The following is a 21,568-nucleotide window of genomic DNA, read 5'->3' on the forward strand; positions in this document are numbered from 1 at the left end:
ATGGTTTGTGGGAAGAGGCTTAGCCGTGCCAGTGTGAGCAGCGGATGACGGCGCAGAAATTCCCGCGATGGAAGTGCGGCGCCTTGTCGGCGATCACATCTGCCTTGACGTTGCCGAATGTGGTGTCGGGCTTATGCTTGATGCCGTCGTAGAAGGCCTGGATGATGTCTTCCTTGAAGGCGGGGGTGCGTGGAAAGGCGGCGACCACGGCCTCACGGATGTCTGAGGGATAGCGGTCATAGGTCAGGCCCAGCACGTCCATCTCAACGCCTGCGGTGGTAAGGGCGATCACCGGATGCATGAATTCGGGTACGCCCGGCGTGGTGTGCAGCGCAATGCCGGTCCACACCTTTTCAATGTCGGCGGGGTCGAGCTTGTAGCTTTGCAGGAAGTCGCGGGCGGCGTTCGCCCCATCCACTTCGAAGCGCAGGTCGGCGCTGCTGTGCGACGGCATCAGACCGACATCGTGGAACATCGTCGCCGCGTAAAGCAGCTCCGGATTGAAGGTCAGTCCGCGTTGCTGCCCGGCGAGGGCGCCGAAGAAATAGACCCGGCTCGAATGGTTGAACAGCAGCTCGGTCTCGGTATCGCGCACAAATTCGGTGATCGCCCGGGCCAAGGCGCTGTCGGGAATGGCAATGCCATTGATGGCCGGCGTTGCATGATGATGGTGGGTCAAGATGGTTCTCCGTAGGTAGCGAACTTGGCGGGTATCGGATGAATGCGCCAGCGACGGTGCTGACGGCCATTGCCGTGGATCGAATGCGTGGTTTGGCTGGCGCCCGACTAGGACCTCGCAGCCGACCTAGTCATCATCGCGACAATCCGGTGTGGCAGCAATCGCATTGATCCGCGAAAAACCGCCAAGCGTGAGTGATAAACTGCCAGCGGCGTTTCGGGCGAATGGGAGTCCGAAAAACGGATCAATCTTGGCGCAGGGGCACGGGTACTGATGGCAAAGCGAGAAGTTGCAATCGTCATTTTCGACGGCGTTCAAGCGCTTGACGTAGCCGGCCCGCTTGATGTCTTCACGGCAGCCAATGGCTTCTTGCCGGAGCAGGACCATTACCAATGCGTTCTGGTGGCAAGCAACACACAGCGCCTGCGCAGTTCCAACGGAATGTGGATGATGGCTGATCTGAGCTTCGATCAGGCAGACCGCGCTTTTGACACGGTGCTGGTGGCAGGCGGCCCGCACCTTCCCGCAAGTCCACCCGACGATGCCTTGTCGGCATGGCTGAGGCGATGGGGTGTCGCGGCCCAGCGATATGGCTCGATTTGCACGGGCGCTTTTGCGCTAGGCCATGCCGGACTGCTCGATGACCGAACCGTCACGACGCATTGGATTTGTTCGGAGCAGCTCGCAACGCAGTTCCCTGCAGCGCGGGTGGAGCATGACCGGATCTATTCTCGTGACGATCGCTTGGTGACCTCCGCCGGCGTGACGGCCGGCATTGACCTCAGCCTCTCTCTGGTGGGTGAAGATCACGGACCTGCGCTTTCTCTCGCATGCGCCAAGGCGCTCGTTGTTATCGCGCAGCGCCAGGGAGGCCAATCTCAGTTCAGCCCCCTGCTGATTTCGGCCCGTGACCCGGAAACCCCGCTGGGCAGGGTGCAAACCTACGTAATGGAACATATCCGCGAGGCGTTCCCGGTTGAGCGGCTCGCTGATATCGGCGGTGTAAGCCCGCGTAGTATTGCGCGGCTCTTCGTGAGTGAACTGAGCGTAACCCCGCATGAATTCGTGGAAGGGGTTCGCCTGGATCAAGCTCGCAAACTTCTGGAATCCACCGAGGCGGCCCTCAAGACCATCGCTTTCGACTGTGGTTTTACCAGTCCCGACCATATGCGCAGCGCGTTTCAGCGGCGACTCAACGTCACGCCTCAGCAATATCGAGGAAGCTTCAAAACCGTGTAGAAGAATTTGCCTCGGTGAAGTTGGCCCTTCGTTGTTGAACGGCTCACTCGCCGGCAGTTTCGCGCAACACTCATGCCGCCGCGCCGAGGCGCGCGACTACCTGAGCGCGTGGTGACCAAAGCGTTCAACGGGAAAATCAATGAACGCGCGTGCGCGTGCCGACTGATTCAGTTTGTTCGGGTAGTAGACGAACAAATCGACATCCGGCGGAACGTGTTCGGGGAGTACCGCGCGCAGTCGCCCGCTCTCCACGAGATCCACCGGCCGATCCGTCACGTCCAATTGCACTTCCACGTGGGGGTGCCGCTTGGCGAATTCGGAAAGGAGCGGCGCAATCACGGTGCGCCCGAACCCCATGGGCGCGTTGACGCGCAACAGGCCTCGCGGCACTGACCGGCTCGACGATACCGCATCCTCCATCTCTCGGATCTCGGCCAGGATGCGCGTCGCATGAACTTACGTGGGGGGGCGCAAGCGACGGGCGGGCGGTGCGGACCGACCAGCATCGGCCAGCAACGTCGCTTTGCCCCCCCGCCATTGCGTCAACCGATGGAGCGACGTGCGATGACGCGTCGTGACAACAGCAGCAGCACCGTCAGCACGCAAAAAATGGCGCCTGCGTAAAACGTCGCCATGGCGCCGACCCGATCCCACAGCATGCCGGCAATGACGCTCGACCCGAGCGTGACGATGCCGCTCACCAGGTTGAAAACACCAAAGGCCGTCCCCCGCAATTGGGCCGGCGCCGTCTGGGCGACCATCGTGGCCAGCAGCCCCTGGGTCATGCCCATATGCAATCCCCAAAGGGCGACACCGACGAGCAGTACCGTCCAATGGTTGCCGTGCGCGAGCACGATGTCGGACGCGAACAACATCACAAGGCCCGCGATGAGCAATCGGGTGTGGCTCATCTGGTCGGCGAGCTTTCCGAAGGGATAGGCCGACAGCGCATAGACGGCGTTCATTGCCACCATCACCAGCGGCACCCATGCGACAGGCACGCCGCTGTCCATGGCCCGCAGCACCAGGAATGCTTCGCTGAATCGCGCCAGCGCAAATACGCCCCCCACGCCGACGACCCACCAATAGTCGCGTCCGAGGCGTTTTGCGTTCTCCCAGCGAATCGGGTTGACCCGCTTGGCCCCGCGGTCGTGAGCGGGTTCTTCAATGCCCAGCGTGAGCAGCGCCACGGCGATCACGCCGGGGATCATGGCCAGCCAGAAGGCCAGCCGAAAGTTGTCCGATCCTGCGAGCATGATGAGAACCGCCAGCAACGGTCCCAGGAACGCGCCCACCGTGTCCAGTGCCTGTCGCAAGCCGAACGCCGCGCCGCGCAGGTGGGGTGGCGTAACGTCGGCCACCAGCGCGTCGCGTGGGGCACCGCGTACGCCCTTGCCAACACGATCGAGCACGCGCGCGGTCACGACAACCCCGATCGTGGGCGCGATGGCGAACAACGGTTTGCTGATCGCACCGAGACCGTATCCCAAGACCGCAAGCCACTTGCGATTACGCAAATAATCGCTGAGCGTTCCGGAAAACACTTTCACGATTGGGGCCGTGGCTTCGGCGATCCCTTCGATCAGGCCGATCGTCGTCGCGCTCGCGCCGAGACTTGCCATCAGAAACATCGGCAGGAGGCTGTGGATGATCTCGGATGAAATGTCCATGAACAGACTGACGAAACCGAGTATCCACACGCTTCGTGGGATCTGTTGCAGTACCTTCGTTCGCGGGTTGGCTGACATCGAACATTTCCGAGGGACGGCGGAATCGAGTGGGGGGCTGGACCTGCCTCCCACAGGGTAAACCACCTGCAGGTTAGCTGGCAGGCACGTTTTCGGCTATTACTATTGTTGGGATTGCCCTGCCGCCGGAGCGACTGCTGCTGTGCGTCGTCACCCTGCCAGGGGGCAACCGCGGAACGACGTGTCCGAGCGTGCCGGCTGGAAAGCGCCCGAACTCTTCTCTACAATGAAAATCCGCACTCGAAGCCGAAACCGAACATCGGCTTGCGAGCCCGCCGGCTGCGCTGGCGAACGCCGGCAATCAAGGAAGGCAACCATGTCGACACTGATCGAAACGATGACGGGCGCGATCGACGGCCTACTGCCGGAACTCGAGGCGATCTACAAGGACCTTCACCAGCATCCGGAACTGTCGATGCAGGAAGTCCGCACCGCACGGATCGTGGCGGACTACGTCGAGAAGCTCGGCTATGAAGTCGCGCGCAACGTGGGCGTGACCGGAGTGGTGGCCGTGCTTCGCAACGGCGCCGGGCCGACGGTGATGCTGCGTGCCGACATGGACGCGCTGCCGATGGCCGAAGCCACCGGACTGCCCTATGCCAGCACGGTGAGCGCGAAGGATGAAGACGGCGTCGAGGTCGGTGTCGCACACTCGTGCGGTCACGATATGCACGTGACCTGGCTGATGGGCGTCGCGCGACTGATGGCCGAACATCGCGACGCCTGGCACGGCACCCTGATGGCCGTTTTCCAGCCCGGAGAAGAAGTCGCCCGCGGCGCGCGCAGCATGATGGACGATGGGATGACGCAGCGCTTTCCGAAGCCCGACGTGATTCTCGGCCAGCACGTGATGGTCGGCGCGGCGGGCACGGTGGGCTATCGAAGCGGCACGATTCTCTCCGCCGGCGACAGTCTCAAGGTCAAGCTGTTCGGCCGTGGCTCGCATGGGTCGCAGCCCCAGACGTCGATCGATCCGGTCATCATGGCGGCGTCCACGACGCTGCGCCTGCAGACGATCGTGTCGCGCGAAATTTCGCCACGCGACAGTGCGGTGTTGACCGTCGGGGCCCTGCAGGCGGGAACGAAAGAAAACATCATCCCCGACGACGCCACGCTCAAGCTCAATGTGCGCACATTCGACGAAGACGTGCGCGAGTACATGCTCGGTGCGATCCGTCGTATCTGCTGTGCGGAGTGCGCCGCCTCGAACGCCCCGCGCGATCCGGAGTTCACAACGCTGTCGAGCTACCCGCTTACGGTCAACGATGCCGCGACCCACGCGCGCCTGCTTGCCGCCTTCGAAGCCCATTTCGGCGAGCGCGTTTATGAAACGCAGCCCGCAGCGGCCAGCGAGGACTTCAGCGTGTTCGGCCGTGAATGGAAGGTGCCGTATGCCTTCTGGTTCGTCGGCGGCACCGATCCCGAGGTGTTCCGGCGCGCCGTGGCGGCGAAGCGGATCAACGAGATTCCGAGCAATCATTCGCCGAAATTCGCACCAGTGATCGAGCCAACGCTGCGCACCGGGTTGGAGGCCATGCTGTGCGCCGCCGGCGTGTGGCTCGCCCAACACGACGCAGCGGCATGAATTCCCACACGGTCTATCTCGTTCTCGACCTGATCGGTACCTTCGCCTTCGCGCTCAGCGGCGCGGTCGCGGCGCGTCAACGGCGACTCGATCTCTTCGGCATTGCGGCAGTGTCGTTCATGGTGGCTTGCGGCGGCGGTATCATCCGCGATGTCTGTATCGGCGCGATTCCGCCCACCGGACTCTCGAACTGGCGCTATCTAGCGGTGTCGTTGCTGGCATCCGTCGTGGTAATTGCCGCCTACGCACCGGTTCGCCGGATGCACCAGCCAGTGCTCTTCTTCGACGCGATCGGGCTCGGCCTGTTTGCGGTCTCGGGCGCGCAGAAGGCACTGGCCTTCACTCACAGCGCCGAACTGGCGATTCTGCTGGGGATCGTGAGCGCGGTCGGTGGCGGCGTCATGCGCGACGTGCTGCTATCGCGCGTGCCATCCATTCTGGACCGGGAAATTTATGCCTCGGCGGCGCTTGTCGGCGCGGGCGTGCAAGTCGGTTTCTTCTATGCGGGATGGACGGACTGGTGGACGCCGTGGTTTGCCACGTTTGCCTGCGTCGCGCTGCGTCTCGCGTCACTTCGTTTCGGCTGGGGGCTGCCGGTATTCGGCAAGCCGCGCGTGATCGACGTCCCCGACGGAAAGTAGTGGGGCTTCCGGCAGGCAGGACCGCGAAACACAACCGGCCGTCAAACGTCGACTGTCAAAGGCGCTGTGCTCGCGTGCCGGGCTGCGGCATTACGCTTGCGGACCGGCCGATTCCTGCGCGCGACGCAGACGCTCGCGGCTGTTGGTGAGGTGCGTGCGCATGGCCGCGCGCGCCGCTTCCGGATCGTGTCGCGCAATGGCGTTATAGATGTCTTCGTGCTCGCGATTCACGCGATTGAGATACGACACCTGGTCGTCGTCGGCGAGCTCGGCGGAATTCACGCGCGTACGTGGAATGATCGTGTTGCCGAGCTGCTCGAGAATGTCGTGGAAATAGCGGTTGCCGGTAGCGTTGGCCACTTGCAGATGGAACGCGACGTCGGCCGTCACCGCATTGCCCGTGCGTTGGCGCACGTGCATCTCGAAGTCGTCCAGCGCCTGACGCATCAGCTTGAGCTGTGTGTCGGTACGGCGATTCGCCGCCAGCCCGGCCGCTTCCGTTTCCAGCGAAATACGCAGCTCCAGGATCGCCATCACGTCGAGCATTGTGAGGATGCGGTTGGTGTCGACCTGCAATGAATTCTCGCGCGGCGCTTCGAGCACGAAGGTGCCGATGCCGTGGCGCGTTTCCACCAGTTGCGCGGCTTGCAGTCGCGAGATCGCTTCGCGGACCACGGTGCGGCTCACGCCCAGGCTTTCCATGATGGCCGACTCGGTCGGCAGCTTGTCGCCCGGGCGGAACGTCCCGCTGCGGATCTGCTCGGACAACGCGCTCACCACCTCTTCCGTGAGGCTGCGAGACTTGCGGCGAGGACGTGCGGGCAACGGGCTGGTCATGGACATGGCGTTGGTTGGAGTGTTGGGTGACGACAGAACGCCCCCAGTTTACCTTATCGCCGGTCGCATACATACGACAACCGATAAGAATCGACCGCCAACGCCACCCCCTAATCGGTATCAGGCATTGGCGGCCGAAAGTACCACCTCGTGCGACTTCTCGCGACCACTCATGACTGCCTGGGCCGGCACGCGCACGGCGCCAGCCCGGACAGCTTTCCTACGGACGAACCCGCGTCAGAAATCGACGCGGATCCCCAGCATGCCGACCACCTGCGAACTCGTCGCCGACGGCGTGCTGTTCTGCGAGTCGCCCACCGCCGGGCCGGCATTGATGATGCTCGCCGCATTGGCCGAGAGCGACTTGCCGTTGGCGTGCTGCCAGGCTTCGAGCGCGTACAGCGAGGTGCGCTTCGAGAGCGAATACACTTGCGCAAGCGAGACCTGATGATAGGTGGCGGCATCGGTGATGCCGTTCGCCTTCGAGGCCGCCGTGTAGCTGTACGCCGCCGCCAGACGCCACTGCGGCGACACGACCCACGACGCATGCACGCCCGCGGTATTGAAGATGGCGGTGTCATGGAAGAGCGACGCCGCGCCCGGCTTGTACTGCACGTTGCTGTAAGTCGCGCCCAGCGTCACGCTGCCGATCGTGTAAATACCGGCCACGGCGATGTGTTGCAGCACATCGGCAGTGACATAGCCCTGGTTGAGGGAGGACGTGCCCGGCGTGCCGGTCGACGCACCATTCCACGTCGCCCCGCTGCCGCCCACGTTGTTCAGGCGCAGGTAGCCGGCGGCCAGCGAGAGCGGGCCACCGTCGTAGCGCAGCGCGCCGGAGTAAGTGTTGCCCTTGCTGAACGCACCGGCCTGTCCGCCAAAGCCGTATTGCAGGCTGGCCGTCACGCCCCACATCACCGGCGACGTGTAGGTCACCGAGTTGTTGATGCGGATGGTGGTGTCGAGACCGTCGATATCGCCCGGGTGTGCGCCGGTCGCGCCCGTCACGTAGGTCGTCGGGCCGATGGTGCCGACCATCAGGTAGTACGGCGTGTACTGACGGCCGATGGTAACCGTGCCGAGCCGATCGTTCTTCAGGCCGACGAAGGCTTGACGATTGAACATCGAACCGGACGCGCCGAGTGTGCCATTGTTGAGGTCGAACCCGTTTTCCAACTGAAACAAGGCCTTGGTGCCACCGCCCAGATCCTCGGTGCCGCGCAGGCCCCAGCGACTCCCCGCCAGATTGCCGCTGCGCAGATAGGTGTTCGACTTGCCGTTCTGGTTGCTGCTGTACGTCATGGCATCGTCGACGATGCCATATAGCGTTACGCTCGACTGCGCAAACGCCGGGACGGCGCCAGCGGCGAGCCCGGCCAATACGAGCCCGGCAAACAATTTCGAATGTCTCACGACTTCTCCTTTTGTGGTGTGTTTTCTTGGACTTCGCTTGAAACGTTGTTGCATGCTCACGGGGGACTAAAAACGGGGTGCCCGGCCGCTCCAGTCGGGTTGGTATTTGCGCATCTGGATGGCGTCGTTGCGAGTGCGCACGCCGCAACGCAGAAACTGCTCGTGCAACTTGGCCAACTGGTCCTGATCGATCTCGAGACCCAGCCCAGGGGCCCGCGTCACGGCGACTGCGCCATTGCGAATGGCGATCTTGCCGCCGCGCACGACTTCCTCATCCGGCGCTTGCCACGGGTAATGCGTATCGCAGGCGTACGACAGGCGCGGCACGCTGGCGGCCAGATGCGTCATGGCCATCAAGCTGATGCCGAGGTGGGAGTTGGAATGCATCGACAGTCCGAGATCGAACGTCTCGCACATGCGCGCGAGCAGTTGGGTGTCGCGCAATCCGCCCCAGTAGTGATGGTCGGAAAGGATGATCTGCGCACCATTCAGTCGCACGTTCTCGCGGAACTGCCGCAGGTCGGTCACGACCATGTTCGTGGCGAGCGGCATGCCCGTGGCGCGATGCAGTTCCGCCATGCCTTCCAGCGTGGGCGTCGGATCTTCGTAGTACTCGAGATCGCCGGCGAGTTCGCGGCCCATTGCGATCGCAGTGGCGAGCGACCAGTTGCCATTCGGATCGATGCGCAACGGCTTGTCCGGGAAAGCGCGCTTGAGCGCCTTGATGCACTTCACCTCTTCCGACGGTTCGAGCACCCCGGCCTTGAGCTTGATGCTGCCGAAGCCGTGGGCGTCGATCATCGTGCGTGCCTGGGCAACGAGTTGTTCGGCGTTGAGCGTTTCCCCCCAAGGGTCGAGCGGATAACCGGTCGCCGGCATGTCGATGTGCTGCGCGTACTTGAAGAACAGATACGCGCTGTAAGGCACCTCGGGACGGACTGCGCCGCCGAGCAGTTCGACCAGCGGAATACCCAGATGACGCGCCTGCAGATCGAGGAAGGGCACCTCGAACGCGGCGTAGATCTTCTCGGCGTCCTTGCGCGGATCGGTGCCCGGCGCGAGTTCGTATTCCACGCGCTCACCGCGCACGCCCTGACGCACTACCGCCGCGACGCGCGCGCGCAAGCCGTTGGTGTCGAACGGATCCATGCCGATCAGGTGCGCTCGGGTGCTGTCAAGCAACGCCAGCACTGGCGCGTCGCCGTACGTTTCGCCGAGGCCCACGTGACCGTTATCGGTCTCGATCTCGATGATCGAACGCAGCGCATACGGCTCGTGAATGCCGGCCGCGTTAAGCAACGGTGGGTCGCGAAAAGCGATGGGGGTGATCGTGATGCGGCGAATTTTCACAGCGACTCATCCTCCGGCTCCAGGGGGAGCAGGGCAAGGGACGGAAACGCAAATTGCGTTTTGTGGACTACTTTTACGTCATCGTATGACTGGCCGTAATTTAGGTGACGGACGGGACGTCTCTCTATCGGTGAAATCCCTGATGTGTATCGAAAGATCCCACTAAAATCCCCGGAATTTCGACAAATAATCAATCGAATAGGAATCTCTTAGGGAAATCTCTGAGATGTTCCGACGTGTCTCCTGATTGCAAATTCACCTTTCAAGTCATATGATGACTTACGAGAAATTCAACACGAAGAGGAGACAGCATGACCTTCAGCCGCAGAGGATTCTGGCAACGCACGCTTGGCGCACTGGCATGTGCGACCGTATTGGGAAGCATCGCGAGTACCGCAACCGCTGCGCCGGTCGCGCTGAACATTGTCGACGTGGCGGGTAACCTCGCCCTCACGCAGAAGGGCTTCGAGGCCTTCCGCGACAAGTACCCGGATCTTGTTTCCAAGATCACGTTTACCAACGCGCCCGCTCCACAACTGCCGGGCAAGATCAAGGCCATGCAAGCGGCGGGTCGTTCCGACATCGACATCGTGCTCACGGGTACCGATGCGCTTGCCGCCGGTATTCAGCAAAACCTCTGGCAGCGTCTGCTGCCTGATGACAGCGCAAAGCTGCCGGGCGTACTCGACAAGTACTCGCCTAACGTGCGCGCGATGCAGGAACTCTCAAAGGGCTACGGTATTACCGTGACGTATAGCCCGGGAGGACCGCTCATTGAATACAACCCGGCCAAGGTCAGTCATCCGCCGAAGACAGCCGCCGAGCTGCTCTCGTGGTGCAAGGCCAATCCGGGAAAGCTGATTTATGCACGTCCGGCCAACTCGGGCCCGGGCCGCGCATTCCTCATGGGGTTGCCGTATCTGCTGGGCGACAAGGACCCGCACGATCCGATCAAGGGCTGGGACAAGACGTGGGCGTTCCTGAAGGAACTCGACTCGTGCATTCCCTATTACCCGGGCGGCACGTCGGCGGTGATGAAGGAACTGGGTGAGGGCAGTCGCGACATGACCGTGACCATGACGGGTTGGGACATCAACCCGCGTGCCTTGGGCATCGTGCCGGCAAGTTTCAAGGTGCAGGCCTTCGACAAGTTCACGTGGGTCAATGATGCGCATTACATCGTCGTGCCCAAGGGCGTTGCCAAAGAGAAGATGGAAGTCATTCTCAAGCTGATCAACTTCATGCTCGAGCCTGCGCAACAGGCGCTCGCCTACGACGACGGCTACTTCTACCCGGGCCCCGCCGTGAAGGATGTGCCGCTGTCCGCCGCGCCGGCGAAGAGCCAGGAAGTGATTGCGAAGTATGGCCGTGCGGAATACGCGAAGCTCATCGCCGACTTCCCGCATGCCGTGCCGCTCGATGCGACCGCAATGGTCGCCGCATTCCAGAAATGGGATGCCGAGATCGGCGCGCGCAAATCGAAGTGACCGGAGTGATCGGAGTCGTCCATGAAGCACAACTTTCAACACCTGCGCCTCGACAACGTCGCGCGCGCTTTCACCAACGCGGAAGGTCAGTCCGTGGCCGCCTTGAACGGCCTGGACCTGACCATCGAGCGCGGCGAATTCATCGCGCTGCTGGGGCCGTCGGGATGCGGTAAATCCACCGCGCTCAACTGTATTGCCGGACTGACGCCGCTGACCGGCGGCGCCATCTGGCTAGACGACGAGCGCATTGACGTGCTGCCAAGCGAGAAGCGCGGCTTCGGCATGGTCTTTCAGAACTACGCGCTGTTTCCGCACATGAGCGTGCTCGATAACGTGGGCTTCGGCCTGCGCATGCGCGGCATGCCGCGTGCGGAGATCGAGAAGCGGGCCCGTGCGGCCTTGCAACTCGTGCAGCTCGTGGGGCACGAGCGCAAGCTGCCGGGCCAGCTCTCCGGCGGGCAGCAGCAGCGCGTGGCCATCGCTCGCGCCATCGTGATCGAGCCGCCCGTCGTGCTGATGGACGAGCCGCTCTCGAACCTCGATGCGAAGTTGCGCATCGAGATGCGCGCCGAGATTCGCCGCATTCACGGCGAACTCGACCGCGCCACGATCTACGTGACGCACGATCAGGACGAAGCGCTCTCGATGGCCGATCGCATCGTGGTGATGAAGGAAGGCGTCGTGCAGCAGATCGGTGTGCCGCGCGATGTTTATTGCCGTCCGCGCAATCTGCATGTGGCGCGCTTCATGGGCTATCGCAACGTGTTCGACGTGTCGATCACGTCGGCGCAGGGCGATCGCGCCCGTGTGTCGAGCGGTGGTGCGTCGTTCGACGGCGTGCTCATGGAGTCGCCCGGCAGCGAGGGCAAGGTCAGCGTGGCGATTCGTCCCGACGATTTCGAGCGTGCACAGGCCGCCAATGACAACGCGTTCGATACGGTCGTGGAGACCGTCGAATACGGTGGCCGAGATTCGTTGTTGCGGGTGGCGTCGCCCTTTGGTCCGTTGTATGCGCGCCTGCCCGGCGACTATGCCGTGGGTGAGCGCGTGCCACTTTGCGTGCCGGTCGAGCGCACGCTCGTCTACGCCGGAGAGCGCGCATGAGTGCCGCCGCGTCCTCCCCGTCGCTCACGCCGGCCGCGCGCTTCGACGGCCGTGGCTGGCTCGTGGCCCCGGCGCTCGTGTGCCTGCTCGCGATGTTCGTGTACCCGTTCGCCTACGGCCTGTTCCTGTCCTTCCAGCCGATGGAGGGCGGCGTCTTCGCGAACTACGTGAAGTTCTTCACCGACCCGACGCTGTGGCCGACGGTGCTCATCACGCTCAAGCTCGCCGTGCCGGCCACGTTGATCAACGTCGGCGCGTCGATTCCGGCGGCGTTCGCGCTGCGCAAGAGCACGCGCGCGTCGAAGTTCGTGACGATGCTGCTCGTTGTGCCCGTCACGCTCGGCACGGTGCTGATCGCCGACGGCATGCTGACGTACTATGGACCGAACGGCTGGTTCCCGCAGGCATTGCATGCGCTGCATCTCTACAGCGATGAAGTCCGCCTGACGCACAACTATTGGGGCGTGCTGATCTCGCTGGTGATTTCCGGTTTCCCGTTCGCGTTCCTGCTGATTCTGTCGTACGTAACGGGTATCGATCCGACGCTCGCGCGTGCGGCCGGCACGCTGGGCGCCGGACCGTGGCAACAGTTCCGGCTGATCTATCTGCCGCTGCTGGTGCCGGGACTGACGATGGCGGCGTGCCTGTCGTTCGTGCAGGCGTTCTCGGTGTTCCCGTCGGCGGTACTGCTCGGGGTGCCGGCCGGGGCCACACGCGTGGTGTCGATCGCAGCGTATGAAGCCGCGTTCGAGAGCTACGACTACTCGCTGGCGTCGTGCGTGGCGATCGTGATGGGCTTCGTGCAATTGCTGATCGTGGCAGGGATGCTCGGCGCGCGCCGGGCCTTCTATAGCGGCCCGACCACGGGAGGCAAGGGATGAGCGCCACCAACAAGCATTTGGCCGGAACCCTGGCCGCGCAAAACGGAGATTTCATGACCACGCCTTCGCCCGTGAGTTCGCTGGCGGCTGCCCCCACGACCCGACGCAAGATGCGCCGTGAAGGACCGGGCTCGCGTCTGTGGCGTGTGCTGGTGTGGGGCGCGATGATCTTCTTCCTCGTGAACGTGGGGTTGATGATCGCCACCGTCACGATGAACTCGCTGGCCACCCGCTGGTTCGGCACGCCGCTGCCGCAAGGCTTCACGCTGCATTGGTACGCACAGGCATGGCGCGATTTCCAGCTTGCCGATGTGCTGTGGGTCACCATGGAGGTCGTGGGTGCGGTCGTGCTGCTGTCGATTGCGCTGGGCGTGCCTGCGGCGTATGCGCTGGCGCGTGCGCAGTTCCCCGGCAAGAAGCTCGCGATGCTGGTGTTCCTGCTGCCATTGATGGTGCCGCCGGTCACCTACGGCATTCCGATGGCGACGGTGCTCTACAAGGTCGGGCTGGGGGGCACGCTCGCGGGGGTGATTCTCGCGAACCTCGTGCCGTCGCTGCCGTTTGTGATTCTCGTGATGACGCCGTTCATCGAGCAGATCGATCCGAATCTCGAAGCCGCCGCGCGCATCTTCGGGGCCAACACGCTGAAGTATTTCCGCTACGTCTTGCTGCCGCTGCTGGTGCCGGGGATTCTCGCGGCCGGGTTGCTGGTGCTCGTACGCACCATCGGCATGTTCGAGCTGACGTTCTTCACGGCGGGTCCCGACACGCAGACGCTCGTCGTCGCACTGTACTACGCGGTGTTCTCGACCGGCGTGCGGGCGCCGCAGTCGATCGACGCCATGGCCATGATCTATATGGCGATCACGCTGTTGTGGGTGCTCATCGCGCTGCAATTCGTGAGTCCGACGCAGCTCGTGAGCCGCGTCAAGGAAGCGCCGAAGGGCGAGTAGGTCGTTGGGAGTGCCGCCGTCGCCTTGGGAGGGTCCGGGGGATGTGCGGCACTTGCCGCTTCCGCTGCCATGGCATTGCCGTCCCCCGCTGTTCTCTCCTTCGCTCCGCGCTGCATTGCGGCGCAGCAAAAAAATCGCTGACATCGGACGGAATAAAGCGTCGCGACCGGGCGTTCTGAGAGTGTCGTCCCCGACATTTCATTCAGGAGCCAATGTCATGAACCAACGTCAATCGATGTCCTCCGTTCTCACCGCACTCGTGGCGGCCGCCGGCCTGTTCGCCGCTGCCGCTGCCCATGCCGAAGCCCCGCTCAAGGCGATGGGCGGCATGATGGTCGATAGCCAGAACCGTACCGTCTACACGTTCGACAAAGATGTGGCCGGCAGCGGCAAGAGCACCTGTAACGGCCCGTGCGCCGATGCGTGGCCGCCCGTGATGGCCGCGCCGGGAGCGAAGGCCGAGGGCGATTACACCGTCGTGACGCGCGACGACGGCACGATGCAATGGGCTTACAAGGGCAAGCCGATGTATCGCTTCTCGAAGGACACCGCCCAGGGCGACATGAAGGGCAACGGCTTCAAGGACGTGTGGCACGTGGTCAAGCCCTGAGCGGGAGCGCACGCAGATCCGACAGGGAGTCAAGGGTGTTGGCGGTCTGGCCGGCCACGCGGCGTAGTGCAAAGTCGCGGCGGCTCAGTATAATTTCGCGGCAAGCGTCGGCGGTCGTCGCCGGCGCTGCTTCGGACTGGCTTGACGCCAGGCACCCTCCGCCAGGACATTTGCCGATGACCGGTCAGGATTTGCCCAGCTTGCTCCCTGGCTTGCTGCCGCGCCTCTGGGCGTTCGCCCTGCGCATTACAGGCGATCGCCACGATGCCGAGGATCTCGTGCAACGTGCCTGCCTGCACGCGCTTGAGCGCGTGCATCAGTGGCAGCCGGGCACCTCGGCGTTGAGCTGGATGTACCGCATCGTGCACACCACGTGGATCAACGAGATCCGTGCGCGTCGTGTCCGCTCGCGCGGCAGCCTGGCCTGGGACGATGCCGACGTCGAGGCGATTCCCGATCTTCAGGCGTCCACGCCCGAAGACCTGGCCAGTTACCATCAGGTGTTCGGCGCCGTCGATCGTCTGCCCGAAGCCCAGCGGCTCGTGGTGCTGCTCGTCGCTGTCGAAGGGCTGAGCTACCAGGAGGCCGCGCTGGTGCTCGACGTGCCCATCGGTACGGTCATGAGCCGCTTGTCTCGCGCACGCCGAACCGTCGGCGACCAGTTCCGTCAATCCAGGGGGCAACCCCGCCGTGCCGACAACGTCGGCCCTGACGCCGGCGCACGTGAGGAGGATGCGTGATGAACGAAGACGATATCCGCCTGCTCGCGTACGTCGACGACACACTCCCCGCTGCCGAGCGGGCCGAGGTCGAAGCGGCCATCGGCGCGTCGCCCGAATTGGCCGACGCGGTCGAGGCGTTGCGCGCGTCGCGCCTGCCGTATCGGGAGACGTTCGCCGCACAAGTGATCCCGCCCGTGCCTGCCAGCCTGAGCGCCCATCTCGATGCATTGCTGCGCGCGCATGCGCAGCGGCAGACGCCGCAAGACGGCGCCGATGCCATGAAGCCGTTGAGCTCGGCGTCGCCCGTCGCGTCCGTATCCGTCAATGCATCCCTTGGTCCGCCCGCGGCGAACGATGCGCCCGCCGCACGCCGCGTGCGCGCGGGGTGGCTGCTCGCCGCATTTGCCGCTGGCGTAGCCGTCACCGCCATCACCTTGCCCTGGTTGCCGGGTGCGCTGAACCGCCTGGGCGCGGGGCACGGAGGACTCATGACGGCCTCGGTAACGGCGCCGCCGAAGTCGCCGCAAGGCACGACGTGGGTGCGCGCGGCCGCCGAATACCAGCAGCTCTATGTGCGCGACACGATCGCGTCCGTACGGGTGGACGATGGCGACATTGCGCGCACCGTCAGCGATATTCGGCACGACGACAATCTCGATATCAGCGTTCCCGACCTGCGCGCACAGGGGCTGACGTTCAAGGGCGTGCAACGCCTGCGCTGGCAGGATCGAACGCTGGTGCAGATGGTGTACCTGCCGGAGACGGGCGACCCCGTCGCCCTGTGCGTGGTGCGCGACCCGCGTCCGGATCAGGACGTGGCGGAGCAGAAGATCGACCGGATGGGCGTGGTGACGTGGCGCAAGGGACAGATCGGCTACGCGCTGATCGGTGCGCCGGGTTCGATCAATCTGAAGGCGGTGGCGAAGGGGCTGGCGCAGGGACAGGTCACGCGACTGTATGGTCTGGTGACGCCGCCGGCGCTTGCGCGAGGGGATGTGGCGTCGTAGCCGCGACCGCTGCCCTGTATCCAAGACAAAACACCCTCGGATCGAAATCCGAGGGCGTTTGTCGTTGCGGCAATGTCGTTCGCTACGCGTTGAGCCTGCGTGTCATGCCTGCGACATCTCACCGTCGCGAAGTCGCCACAGGCCGAGCGGATTGGCTTCCTGCAGGGCTTCGGGCAACAGCGTGTCGGGCAGATCCTGATAGCAGACCGGACGCAGGAACCGATCGATGGCCGTGGCGCCCACCGACGTGAACATGGCGTTCGACGTCGCCGGGAACGGACCGCCGTGGACCATCGCATGACACACCTCGACGCCGGTCGGGAAGCCGTTGGCGAGAATGCGTCCGGCGCGACGCTCCAGACTCGGCAGCAAGCGGCGCGCCGCCTCGGTATCGCCGGCGTCGAGTTGCAGCGTCGCCGTGAGCTGTCCTTCCAGACGCTCGGTGATCGCGATCATCTCTTCGACGGTATCGCAGGCAATCACGACCGATGCCGGGCCGAAGACTTCCTCATGCAGTGCCGGCGTAGCGAGGAATTCGGCGGCGCTCGTGCGGAAGAGAGCCGCTTGGCCCTGGCATGCCCCCCCCGCCTGACCGCGCGCGAGCAGCGTCACGTTCGGTTCGTCGACCAGTCGCGTCACACCCTTGTCGTACGCCTGATGAATGCCCTGCGTCAGCATCGTGCCGGCGGCTTTCGCACCGAGCGCTTCAGTAGCCGTGCGGCAGAAGCGCTCGAGCGCGTCGCCCGCGATGCCCAGCACCATCCCCGGGTTGGTGCAGAACTGACCGACGCCCATCGTGAGCGAGTCGACGAACCCCTTGGCGATCGCTTCGCCGCGCGCGTTCAGCGCCTCAGGCAGCAAATACACCGGATTGATACTGCTCATTTCGGCATAGACCGGAATCGGTACGGCACGCGACTGCGCAATGCGCTGGAGCGCGAGGCCGCCGGTGCGCGAACCGGTAAAGCCCACGGCGGCAATCGCCGGATGCGCAACGAGCGCCTCGCCCACGGCGCGTTCGCCCACGAGCAGCGAGAACACCCCTTCCGGCAGGCCAAGTGCCTGCACCGCTGAGCGGATGGCGCGGGCCACGAGTTCCGACGTTCCCAGGTGCGCCGAATGTGCCTTGACGATCACCGGGCAACCCGCGGCAAACGCCGATGCCGTGTCGCCGCCCGCCACCGAAAACGCCAGCGGGAAGTTGCTCGCGCCGAACACGGCCACGGGACCGAGACCGATCTTGGCCAGACGCAAGTCGCTGCGCGGCAGCGGCTCGCGCGCCGGCTGCGCCGGGTCGACGGTGGCGTCGAGGAAGTGGCCGTCACGCACCACGCGGGCGAACATGCGCAGTTGGCCAACGGTGCGCCCACGCTCGCCTTGCAGGCGGGCGGCAGGCAATCCGGTCTCCGCATGCGCACGCTCGATGAGCGCGTCGCCCAGATCGAGAATGGCCTGGGCGACGGCCTCCAGGAACTCGGCACGCTTGGCGAGCGGCAACGCGCGGAACGGGTCGAACGCGGCGCGAGCCAGCGCGCAAGCGCGTTCGACGTCTTGCGCGTTGCCCGCGCCGAACGCGGGCGTCAGCGGCTCGCCGCGCGACGGGTCGAACGCTTCGAGCGTTCCCGCGCTGCCCCGCACGTCGGCGTGGCCGATCAACATCTCACCGGTAATTTGCATGCGTGGGCTCCTTAGCCTTCAACCTTCTTGATCAGCGCGTCGAGCATCTCGAGTTCGTTCGGCAGCAGGTCGGTCAGCGGCGCGCGCACCGGGCCGGCATCGCGACCGACGAGCTTCGCGCCCGCCTTGACGATACTCACGGCGTAGCCCGCGCGGCGGTTGCGGATTTCCAGGTACGGCAGGAAGAACGTGTCGAGCAGGCGGCCGATCGTGGCCTCGTCGTTCTCGCACACGGCGTGATAGAACGCCATGGCCGTCTTCGGAATGAAGTTGAAGACCGCCGACGAGTACACCGGCACGCCCAGCGCGCGGTAGGCGGCGGCATAGACTTCGGCCGTCGGCAGCCCACCCAGATAGGAGAAGCGGTCGCCCATGCGGCGACGGATCTGCACCATGCGCTCGATGTCGCCCACGCCGTCCTTGAAGCCGATCAGGTTCGGGCACGTCTCGGCGAGACGCTCGAGTTGGTCGGCGCCGAGCTTCGAATTGGCGCGGTTGTAGACGATCACGCCGATGTTGACCGAACGGCAGACCTGTTCGACGTGAGCGGCGATCCCGTCCAGGCTCGCTTCGGTCAGGTAGTGGGGCATGAGCAGCACGCCCTTGGCGCCAAGACGCTCGGCTTCCTGAGCGTATTCGATAGCCAGACGCGTCGGGCCGCCGGCGCCTGCCAGAATCGGCACCTTGCCTGCGCAGGTGTCGACGGCCGTCTTGATCACGGCGCTGTAATCGCGCGGGGTAAGCGAGAAGAATTCGCCCGTGCCGCCCGCCGCGAAGAGCGCCGTCGCACCGAACGGCGCCAGCCACTCAAGTCGGGCCGCGTAACCACGCGCATTGAAGTCGCCGTTCGCGTCGAAGTCGGTGACGGGGAAAGACAACAAGCCGTCGGAGACGATCTGCTTGAGTTCTTGAGGTGCGGTCATGTCAAGAGTTCCTGTCGGCCACGGGGCCGGTTTCGATAAGGAAGAAAGAAGCTCAACCAGCGCGCGGCGCTGAGTTATATGTCATCGTATAACATGTGGCGAAATCGAACAAGAGGCTGTTGGAAAGAATGGCAGTGGGATTAACCCGTACAAAGCATGGAAGGGGGATTTCCCCGATTTATCCCGCAGACTTGAGGGGTACGCACAGCGCAAATCTAGATGTATGATGACACATGAGTGACGGCATGCGCGACAACGTCGAAATTCGACGCCGTTATGCGCGCTGGCCGAGAGAGTCTTCAGCGTCGATGGCGTATCGCATGTGTGAACCCGTGCAGGCGCCGCATCTCATCGGAAAACAGGAAGGAGTGAGCAACATGGCATCAATGACGGACGCGGGGCGCACGGACGCCGCGGGTGAAGCCGGGTCTGGGACGAAGGATGTGCCGCGCTATATTCGGATGCAGCCGGACGACAATGTCGCCATCGTCGTGAACGACGGCGGTTTGCCCGCCGGTCGCCGGTTTGCCGACGGGCTAACGCTCGTGGACGCCGTGCCGCAGGGGCATAAGGTCGCGCTGACCGATCTGGCCGAAGGCGCGCCGGTGATTCGCTACGGTGTGGTGATCGGCTATGCGGCGCGCGCGCTGCCCGCAGGCAGCTGGGTCAACGAGCGCAATCTGGTCATGCCCGAGGCGCCTTCGCTGGATCGCCTGCCGATCAGCACACGGGTGCCCGCGTCACTGCCGCCGCTCGAGGGCTTCACGTTTCAGGGCTATCGCAACGCCGACGGCTCGGTCGGTACCCGCAACATTCTGGCGATCACGACCACGGTGCAGTGCGTGGCCGGCGTGGTCGAATTTGCCGTCAAGCGGATCAAGGAGACGTTGCTGCCTCAGTATCCGAACGTCGACGACGTTGTCGGGCTGGAACACACCTACGGCTGCGGCGTGGCCATCGATGCGCCGGACGCCGACGTGCCGATCCGCACGCTGCGCAACATCTCCACGAACCCGAATTTCGGCGGCGAAGTGATGGTCGTGAGTCTCGGTTGCGAGAAGCTTCAGCCCGAGCGCCTCTTGCCGGCGGGCAGTATTCCGATCGGCAGCGCCAATGCGGATGGCAAGCCCGATACCGTCTGTCTGCAAGACGACGCGCACGTTGGCTTCCTGTCGATGATCGATTCGATCCTGGCAACGGCGCGCACGCATCTGGAGCGGCTCAATGCGCGCCAGCGCGAGACGGTGCCGGCGTCGGAGCTGGTGGTGGGCGTGCAGTGCGGCGGCAGTGACGCGTTCTCCGGGGTGACGGCGAACCCGGCGGTGGGCTTCGCCACGGATTTGCTCGTGCGCGCGGGCGCGACGGTCATGTTTTCCGAAGTCACCGAGGTGCGCGACGGGATCGATCAACTCACCTCACGCGCGGCGACCCCGGAAGTGGCCGACGCGATGATTCGCGAGATGGCCTGGTACGACGCCTATCTCGAGCGCGGCCGCGTCGACCGCAGCGCCAACACCACGCCGGGCAACAAGCGCGGCGGGTTGTCGAACATCGTGGAAAAGGCGATGGGGTCGATCGTGAAGTCCGGCACGGGGCCGATTCACGGCGTGATCGCGCCGGGGGCGAAGCTTGATCGCTCGCGCCAGCGCGGGCTGATTTACGCCGCCACGCCAGCGAGCGATTTCATCTGCGGCACGCTGCAACTCGCGGCGGGGATCAACATGCACGTCTTCACGACCGGACGCGGCACGCCTTACGGGCTGGCCGAGGTGCCCGTCGTCAAGGTGGCGACGCGCTCCGATCTGGCCCGTCGCTGGCATGACCTGATGGATGTCGACGCCGGGCGCATCGCCACGGGCGAAGCCACCATCGAAGACGTCGGCTGGCAGCTCTTTCACCTGATGCTCGCCGTGGCGAGCGGCGAGAAGACCTGGGCGGAACGCTGGGGCCTGCACAACGCGCTCGTCCTCTTCAACCCGGCGCCCGTGACCTGACCCGGAGGCGCACTTCAGAGATCGGCTGGCGTTTGCGCCAGCCCGAACTCGAGCATGGCCGGGACAAAGCAATGATTGAGCGTGTCGCGCCGCGAGAGCTTCGCGAGCACATAGCGACGGAACGGCGTGAGCGTGGCCCAGTCGCCCACCGCGGGCGGCAGCAGATCGGCCAGTTCGCACTGCTTGAGCAGTCCCGGCGGCAACGCGTTCGTATCCTGCCAGGCGGTCGGCGCAGGGTCGACGCTGCGCGCCACCGCTTGCCCGAGATACTGGCTCGCCATCTCGTCGAGACGCGCGGCAAAGTCCTCGTCGCCGGGCCTGCATGAGGCCAGCGCCTCGCGCGCCGCTTCGGGCAAGCGTTGCCAGTCGGCCAACGATAGATGTTGACCGTTGCGATCCAGATTGAAGCGAATCGCCATCGTGATGAATGTCAGGTTCTCGCAGGCTTCGATCTCGAAAACGAAGATCGGCAGACGCTGATAAAGATGCATGAGAGTCACTCCCCGGGGCGCAGCATCGAAAACAATCATGGTACTTCAAGAGGGCGCACTCTCGTGCGCTGCGCTGTGTCGCCCGCGTCGCTACGAGGAAGGCGTGCCGGCGGAACGTCGTATTCCGACATCAATCCCCTAGGTTCTTGGGAAAAGTCTTGAATTTGCGTGTTTGAGCGACGTTGTCCGCATTTGCCGTTCACGATGGCGACCGACGTCGAATCGTC

At 64.2% G+C, this 21,568-nt stretch carries 19 protein-coding genes and 1 pseudogene; 11 read left to right on the top strand and 9 right to left on the bottom strand.

Annotated elements, in window-relative coordinates:
* Nucleotides 1-19: 19 nt before the first annotated feature.
* Nucleotides 20-679, bottom strand: a complete 660-nt coding sequence (locus tag PanNE5_RS11500; protein WP_261939777.1) for an HD domain-containing protein — start codon at nucleotides 677-679, stop codon at nucleotides 20-22.
* Between the two features lie 273 nt (nucleotides 680-952).
* On the opposite strand from PanNE5_RS11500, the gene PanNE5_RS11505 reads away from it, so the two are divergent.
* Complete coding sequence (locus PanNE5_RS11505) at nucleotides 953-1,918, top strand: GlxA family transcriptional regulator (RefSeq protein WP_026131697.1); 966 nt, start codon at nucleotides 953-955, stop codon at nucleotides 1,916-1,918.
* Between the two features lie 96 nt (nucleotides 1,919-2,014).
* On the opposite strand, the pseudogene PanNE5_RS11510 reads toward PanNE5_RS11505, so the two are convergent.
* Nucleotides 2,015-2,371, bottom strand: a pseudogene (locus PanNE5_RS11510) (LysR substrate-binding domain-containing protein); the annotation flags it as partial.
* An 89-nt stretch (nucleotides 2,372-2,460) separates the two neighbouring features.
* The gene (locus tag PanNE5_RS11515; protein ID WP_261939778.1) at nucleotides 2,461-3,666 is read right to left on the bottom strand and encodes an MFS transporter; all 1,206 of its coding nucleotides are present in this window, start codon (nucleotides 3,664-3,666) and stop codon (nucleotides 2,461-2,463) included.
* A 316-nt stretch (nucleotides 3,667-3,982) separates the two neighbouring features.
* On the opposite strand from PanNE5_RS11515, the gene PanNE5_RS11520 reads away from it, so the two are divergent.
* Together PanNE5_RS11520 and PanNE5_RS11525 are read left to right on the top strand one after the other, a co-directional pair.
* On the top strand, nucleotides 3,983-5,251 hold the full coding sequence (locus PanNE5_RS11520; protein WP_017232533.1) for a M20 family metallopeptidase: 1,269 nt from the start codon (nucleotides 3,983-3,985) through the stop codon (nucleotides 5,249-5,251).
* Nucleotides 5,248-5,892: a trimeric intracellular cation channel family protein gene (locus PanNE5_RS11525; protein WP_261939779.1), complete on the top strand. Its 645-nt coding sequence runs from the start codon at nucleotides 5,248-5,250 to the stop codon at nucleotides 5,890-5,892. Before PanNE5_RS11520 ends, PanNE5_RS11525 begins: the two co-directional genes overlap by 4 nt.
* Nucleotides 5,893-5,982: 90 nt before the next feature.
* On the opposite strand, the gene PanNE5_RS11530 is transcribed toward PanNE5_RS11525, so the two are convergent.
* The 3 genes from PanNE5_RS11530 to PanNE5_RS11540 form a co-directional block, all read right to left on the bottom strand.
* A complete protein-coding gene (locus tag PanNE5_RS11530) occupies nucleotides 5,983-6,729 on the bottom strand; it encodes a FadR/GntR family transcriptional regulator (RefSeq protein WP_017232535.1) in 747 nt (248 codons plus the stop codon).
* Nucleotides 6,730-6,966: 237 nt separating this feature from the next.
* Nucleotides 6,967-8,127 carry a porin gene (locus PanNE5_RS11535; protein ID WP_017232536.1) on the bottom strand — a complete coding sequence of 387 codons (1,161 nt, stop codon included), beginning with the start codon at nucleotides 8,125-8,127 and terminating at the stop codon, nucleotides 6,967-6,969.
* 81 nt (nucleotides 8,128-8,208) lie between these two features.
* Nucleotides 8,209-9,492, bottom strand: coding sequence for a glucarate dehydratase family protein (locus PanNE5_RS11540; RefSeq protein ID WP_017232537.1), 1,284 nt, complete (start codon nucleotides 9,490-9,492; stop codon nucleotides 8,209-8,211).
* A gap of 311 nt (nucleotides 9,493-9,803) precedes the next feature.
* On the opposite strand from PanNE5_RS11540, the gene PanNE5_RS11545 reads away from it, so the two are divergent.
* From PanNE5_RS11545 to PanNE5_RS11575, 7 genes are all read left to right on the top strand, one after another.
* Nucleotides 9,804-10,979: an ABC transporter substrate-binding protein gene (locus tag PanNE5_RS11545; protein WP_017232538.1), complete on the top strand. Its 1,176-nt coding sequence runs from the start codon at nucleotides 9,804-9,806 to the stop codon at nucleotides 10,977-10,979.
* Nucleotides 10,980-11,000: 21 nt separating this feature from the next.
* Nucleotides 11,001-12,083 (top strand): ABC transporter ATP-binding protein, encoded by a 1,083-nt coding sequence (locus PanNE5_RS11550; protein ID WP_017232539.1) that lies wholly within the window; start codon nucleotides 11,001-11,003, stop codon nucleotides 12,081-12,083.
* Entirely contained in the window at nucleotides 12,080-12,964 is an 885-nt protein-coding gene (locus PanNE5_RS11555; protein ID WP_150562559.1) for an ABC transporter permease, read from the top strand. Before PanNE5_RS11550 ends, PanNE5_RS11555 begins: the two co-directional genes overlap by 4 nt.
* 110 nt (nucleotides 12,965-13,074) lie before the next feature.
* A complete protein-coding gene (locus tag PanNE5_RS11560) occupies nucleotides 13,075-13,917 on the top strand; it encodes an ABC transporter permease (protein WP_232424539.1) in 843 nt (280 codons plus the stop codon).
* Between the two features lie 217 nt (nucleotides 13,918-14,134).
* Nucleotides 14,135-14,527: a hypothetical protein gene (locus PanNE5_RS11565; protein WP_017232542.1), complete on the top strand. Its 393-nt coding sequence runs from the start codon at nucleotides 14,135-14,137 to the stop codon at nucleotides 14,525-14,527.
* 176 nt (nucleotides 14,528-14,703) lie between these two features.
* Complete coding sequence (locus PanNE5_RS11570) at nucleotides 14,704-15,267, top strand: RNA polymerase sigma factor (protein WP_017232543.1); 564 nt, start codon at nucleotides 14,704-14,706, stop codon at nucleotides 15,265-15,267.
* Complete coding sequence (locus PanNE5_RS11575) at nucleotides 15,267-16,256, top strand: anti-sigma factor (RefSeq protein WP_261939780.1); 990 nt, start codon at nucleotides 15,267-15,269, stop codon at nucleotides 16,254-16,256. Before PanNE5_RS11570 ends, PanNE5_RS11575 begins: the two co-directional genes overlap by 1 nt.
* A gap of 102 nt (nucleotides 16,257-16,358) precedes the next feature.
* On the opposite strand, the gene PanNE5_RS11580 is transcribed toward PanNE5_RS11575, so the two are convergent.
* Together PanNE5_RS11580 and kdgD are read right to left on the bottom strand one after the other, a co-directional pair.
* The gene (locus PanNE5_RS11580; RefSeq protein ID WP_261939781.1) at nucleotides 16,359-17,933 is read right to left on the bottom strand and encodes an aldehyde dehydrogenase (NADP(+)); all 1,575 of its coding nucleotides are present in this window, start codon (nucleotides 17,931-17,933) and stop codon (nucleotides 16,359-16,361) included.
* A gap of 11 nt (nucleotides 17,934-17,944) precedes the next feature.
* Nucleotides 17,945-18,856 (bottom strand): 5-dehydro-4-deoxyglucarate dehydratase, encoded by a 912-nt coding sequence (kdgD, locus tag PanNE5_RS11585; RefSeq protein WP_017232956.1) that lies wholly within the window; start codon nucleotides 18,854-18,856, stop codon nucleotides 17,945-17,947.
* A 386-nt stretch (nucleotides 18,857-19,242) separates the two neighbouring features.
* On the opposite strand from kdgD, the gene garD reads away from it, so the two are divergent.
* Nucleotides 19,243-20,850, top strand: coding sequence for a galactarate dehydratase (garD, locus tag PanNE5_RS11590; protein ID WP_261939837.1), 1,608 nt, complete (start codon nucleotides 19,243-19,245; stop codon nucleotides 20,848-20,850).
* A 14-nt stretch (nucleotides 20,851-20,864) separates the two neighbouring features.
* Here garD and PanNE5_RS11595 read toward each other — a convergent pair whose 3' ends face one another.
* A complete protein-coding gene (locus PanNE5_RS11595) occupies nucleotides 20,865-21,341 on the bottom strand; it encodes a nitrate reductase associated protein (RefSeq protein WP_017232958.1) in 477 nt (158 codons plus the stop codon).
* Nucleotides 21,342-21,568: the final 227 nt, after the last annotated feature.

It is taken from the genome of Pandoraea sp. NE5 (genome assembly GCF_024363545.1).
GTDB classification, from domain to species: Bacteria; Pseudomonadota; Gammaproteobacteria; order Burkholderiales; family Burkholderiaceae; genus Pandoraea; species Pandoraea cepalis.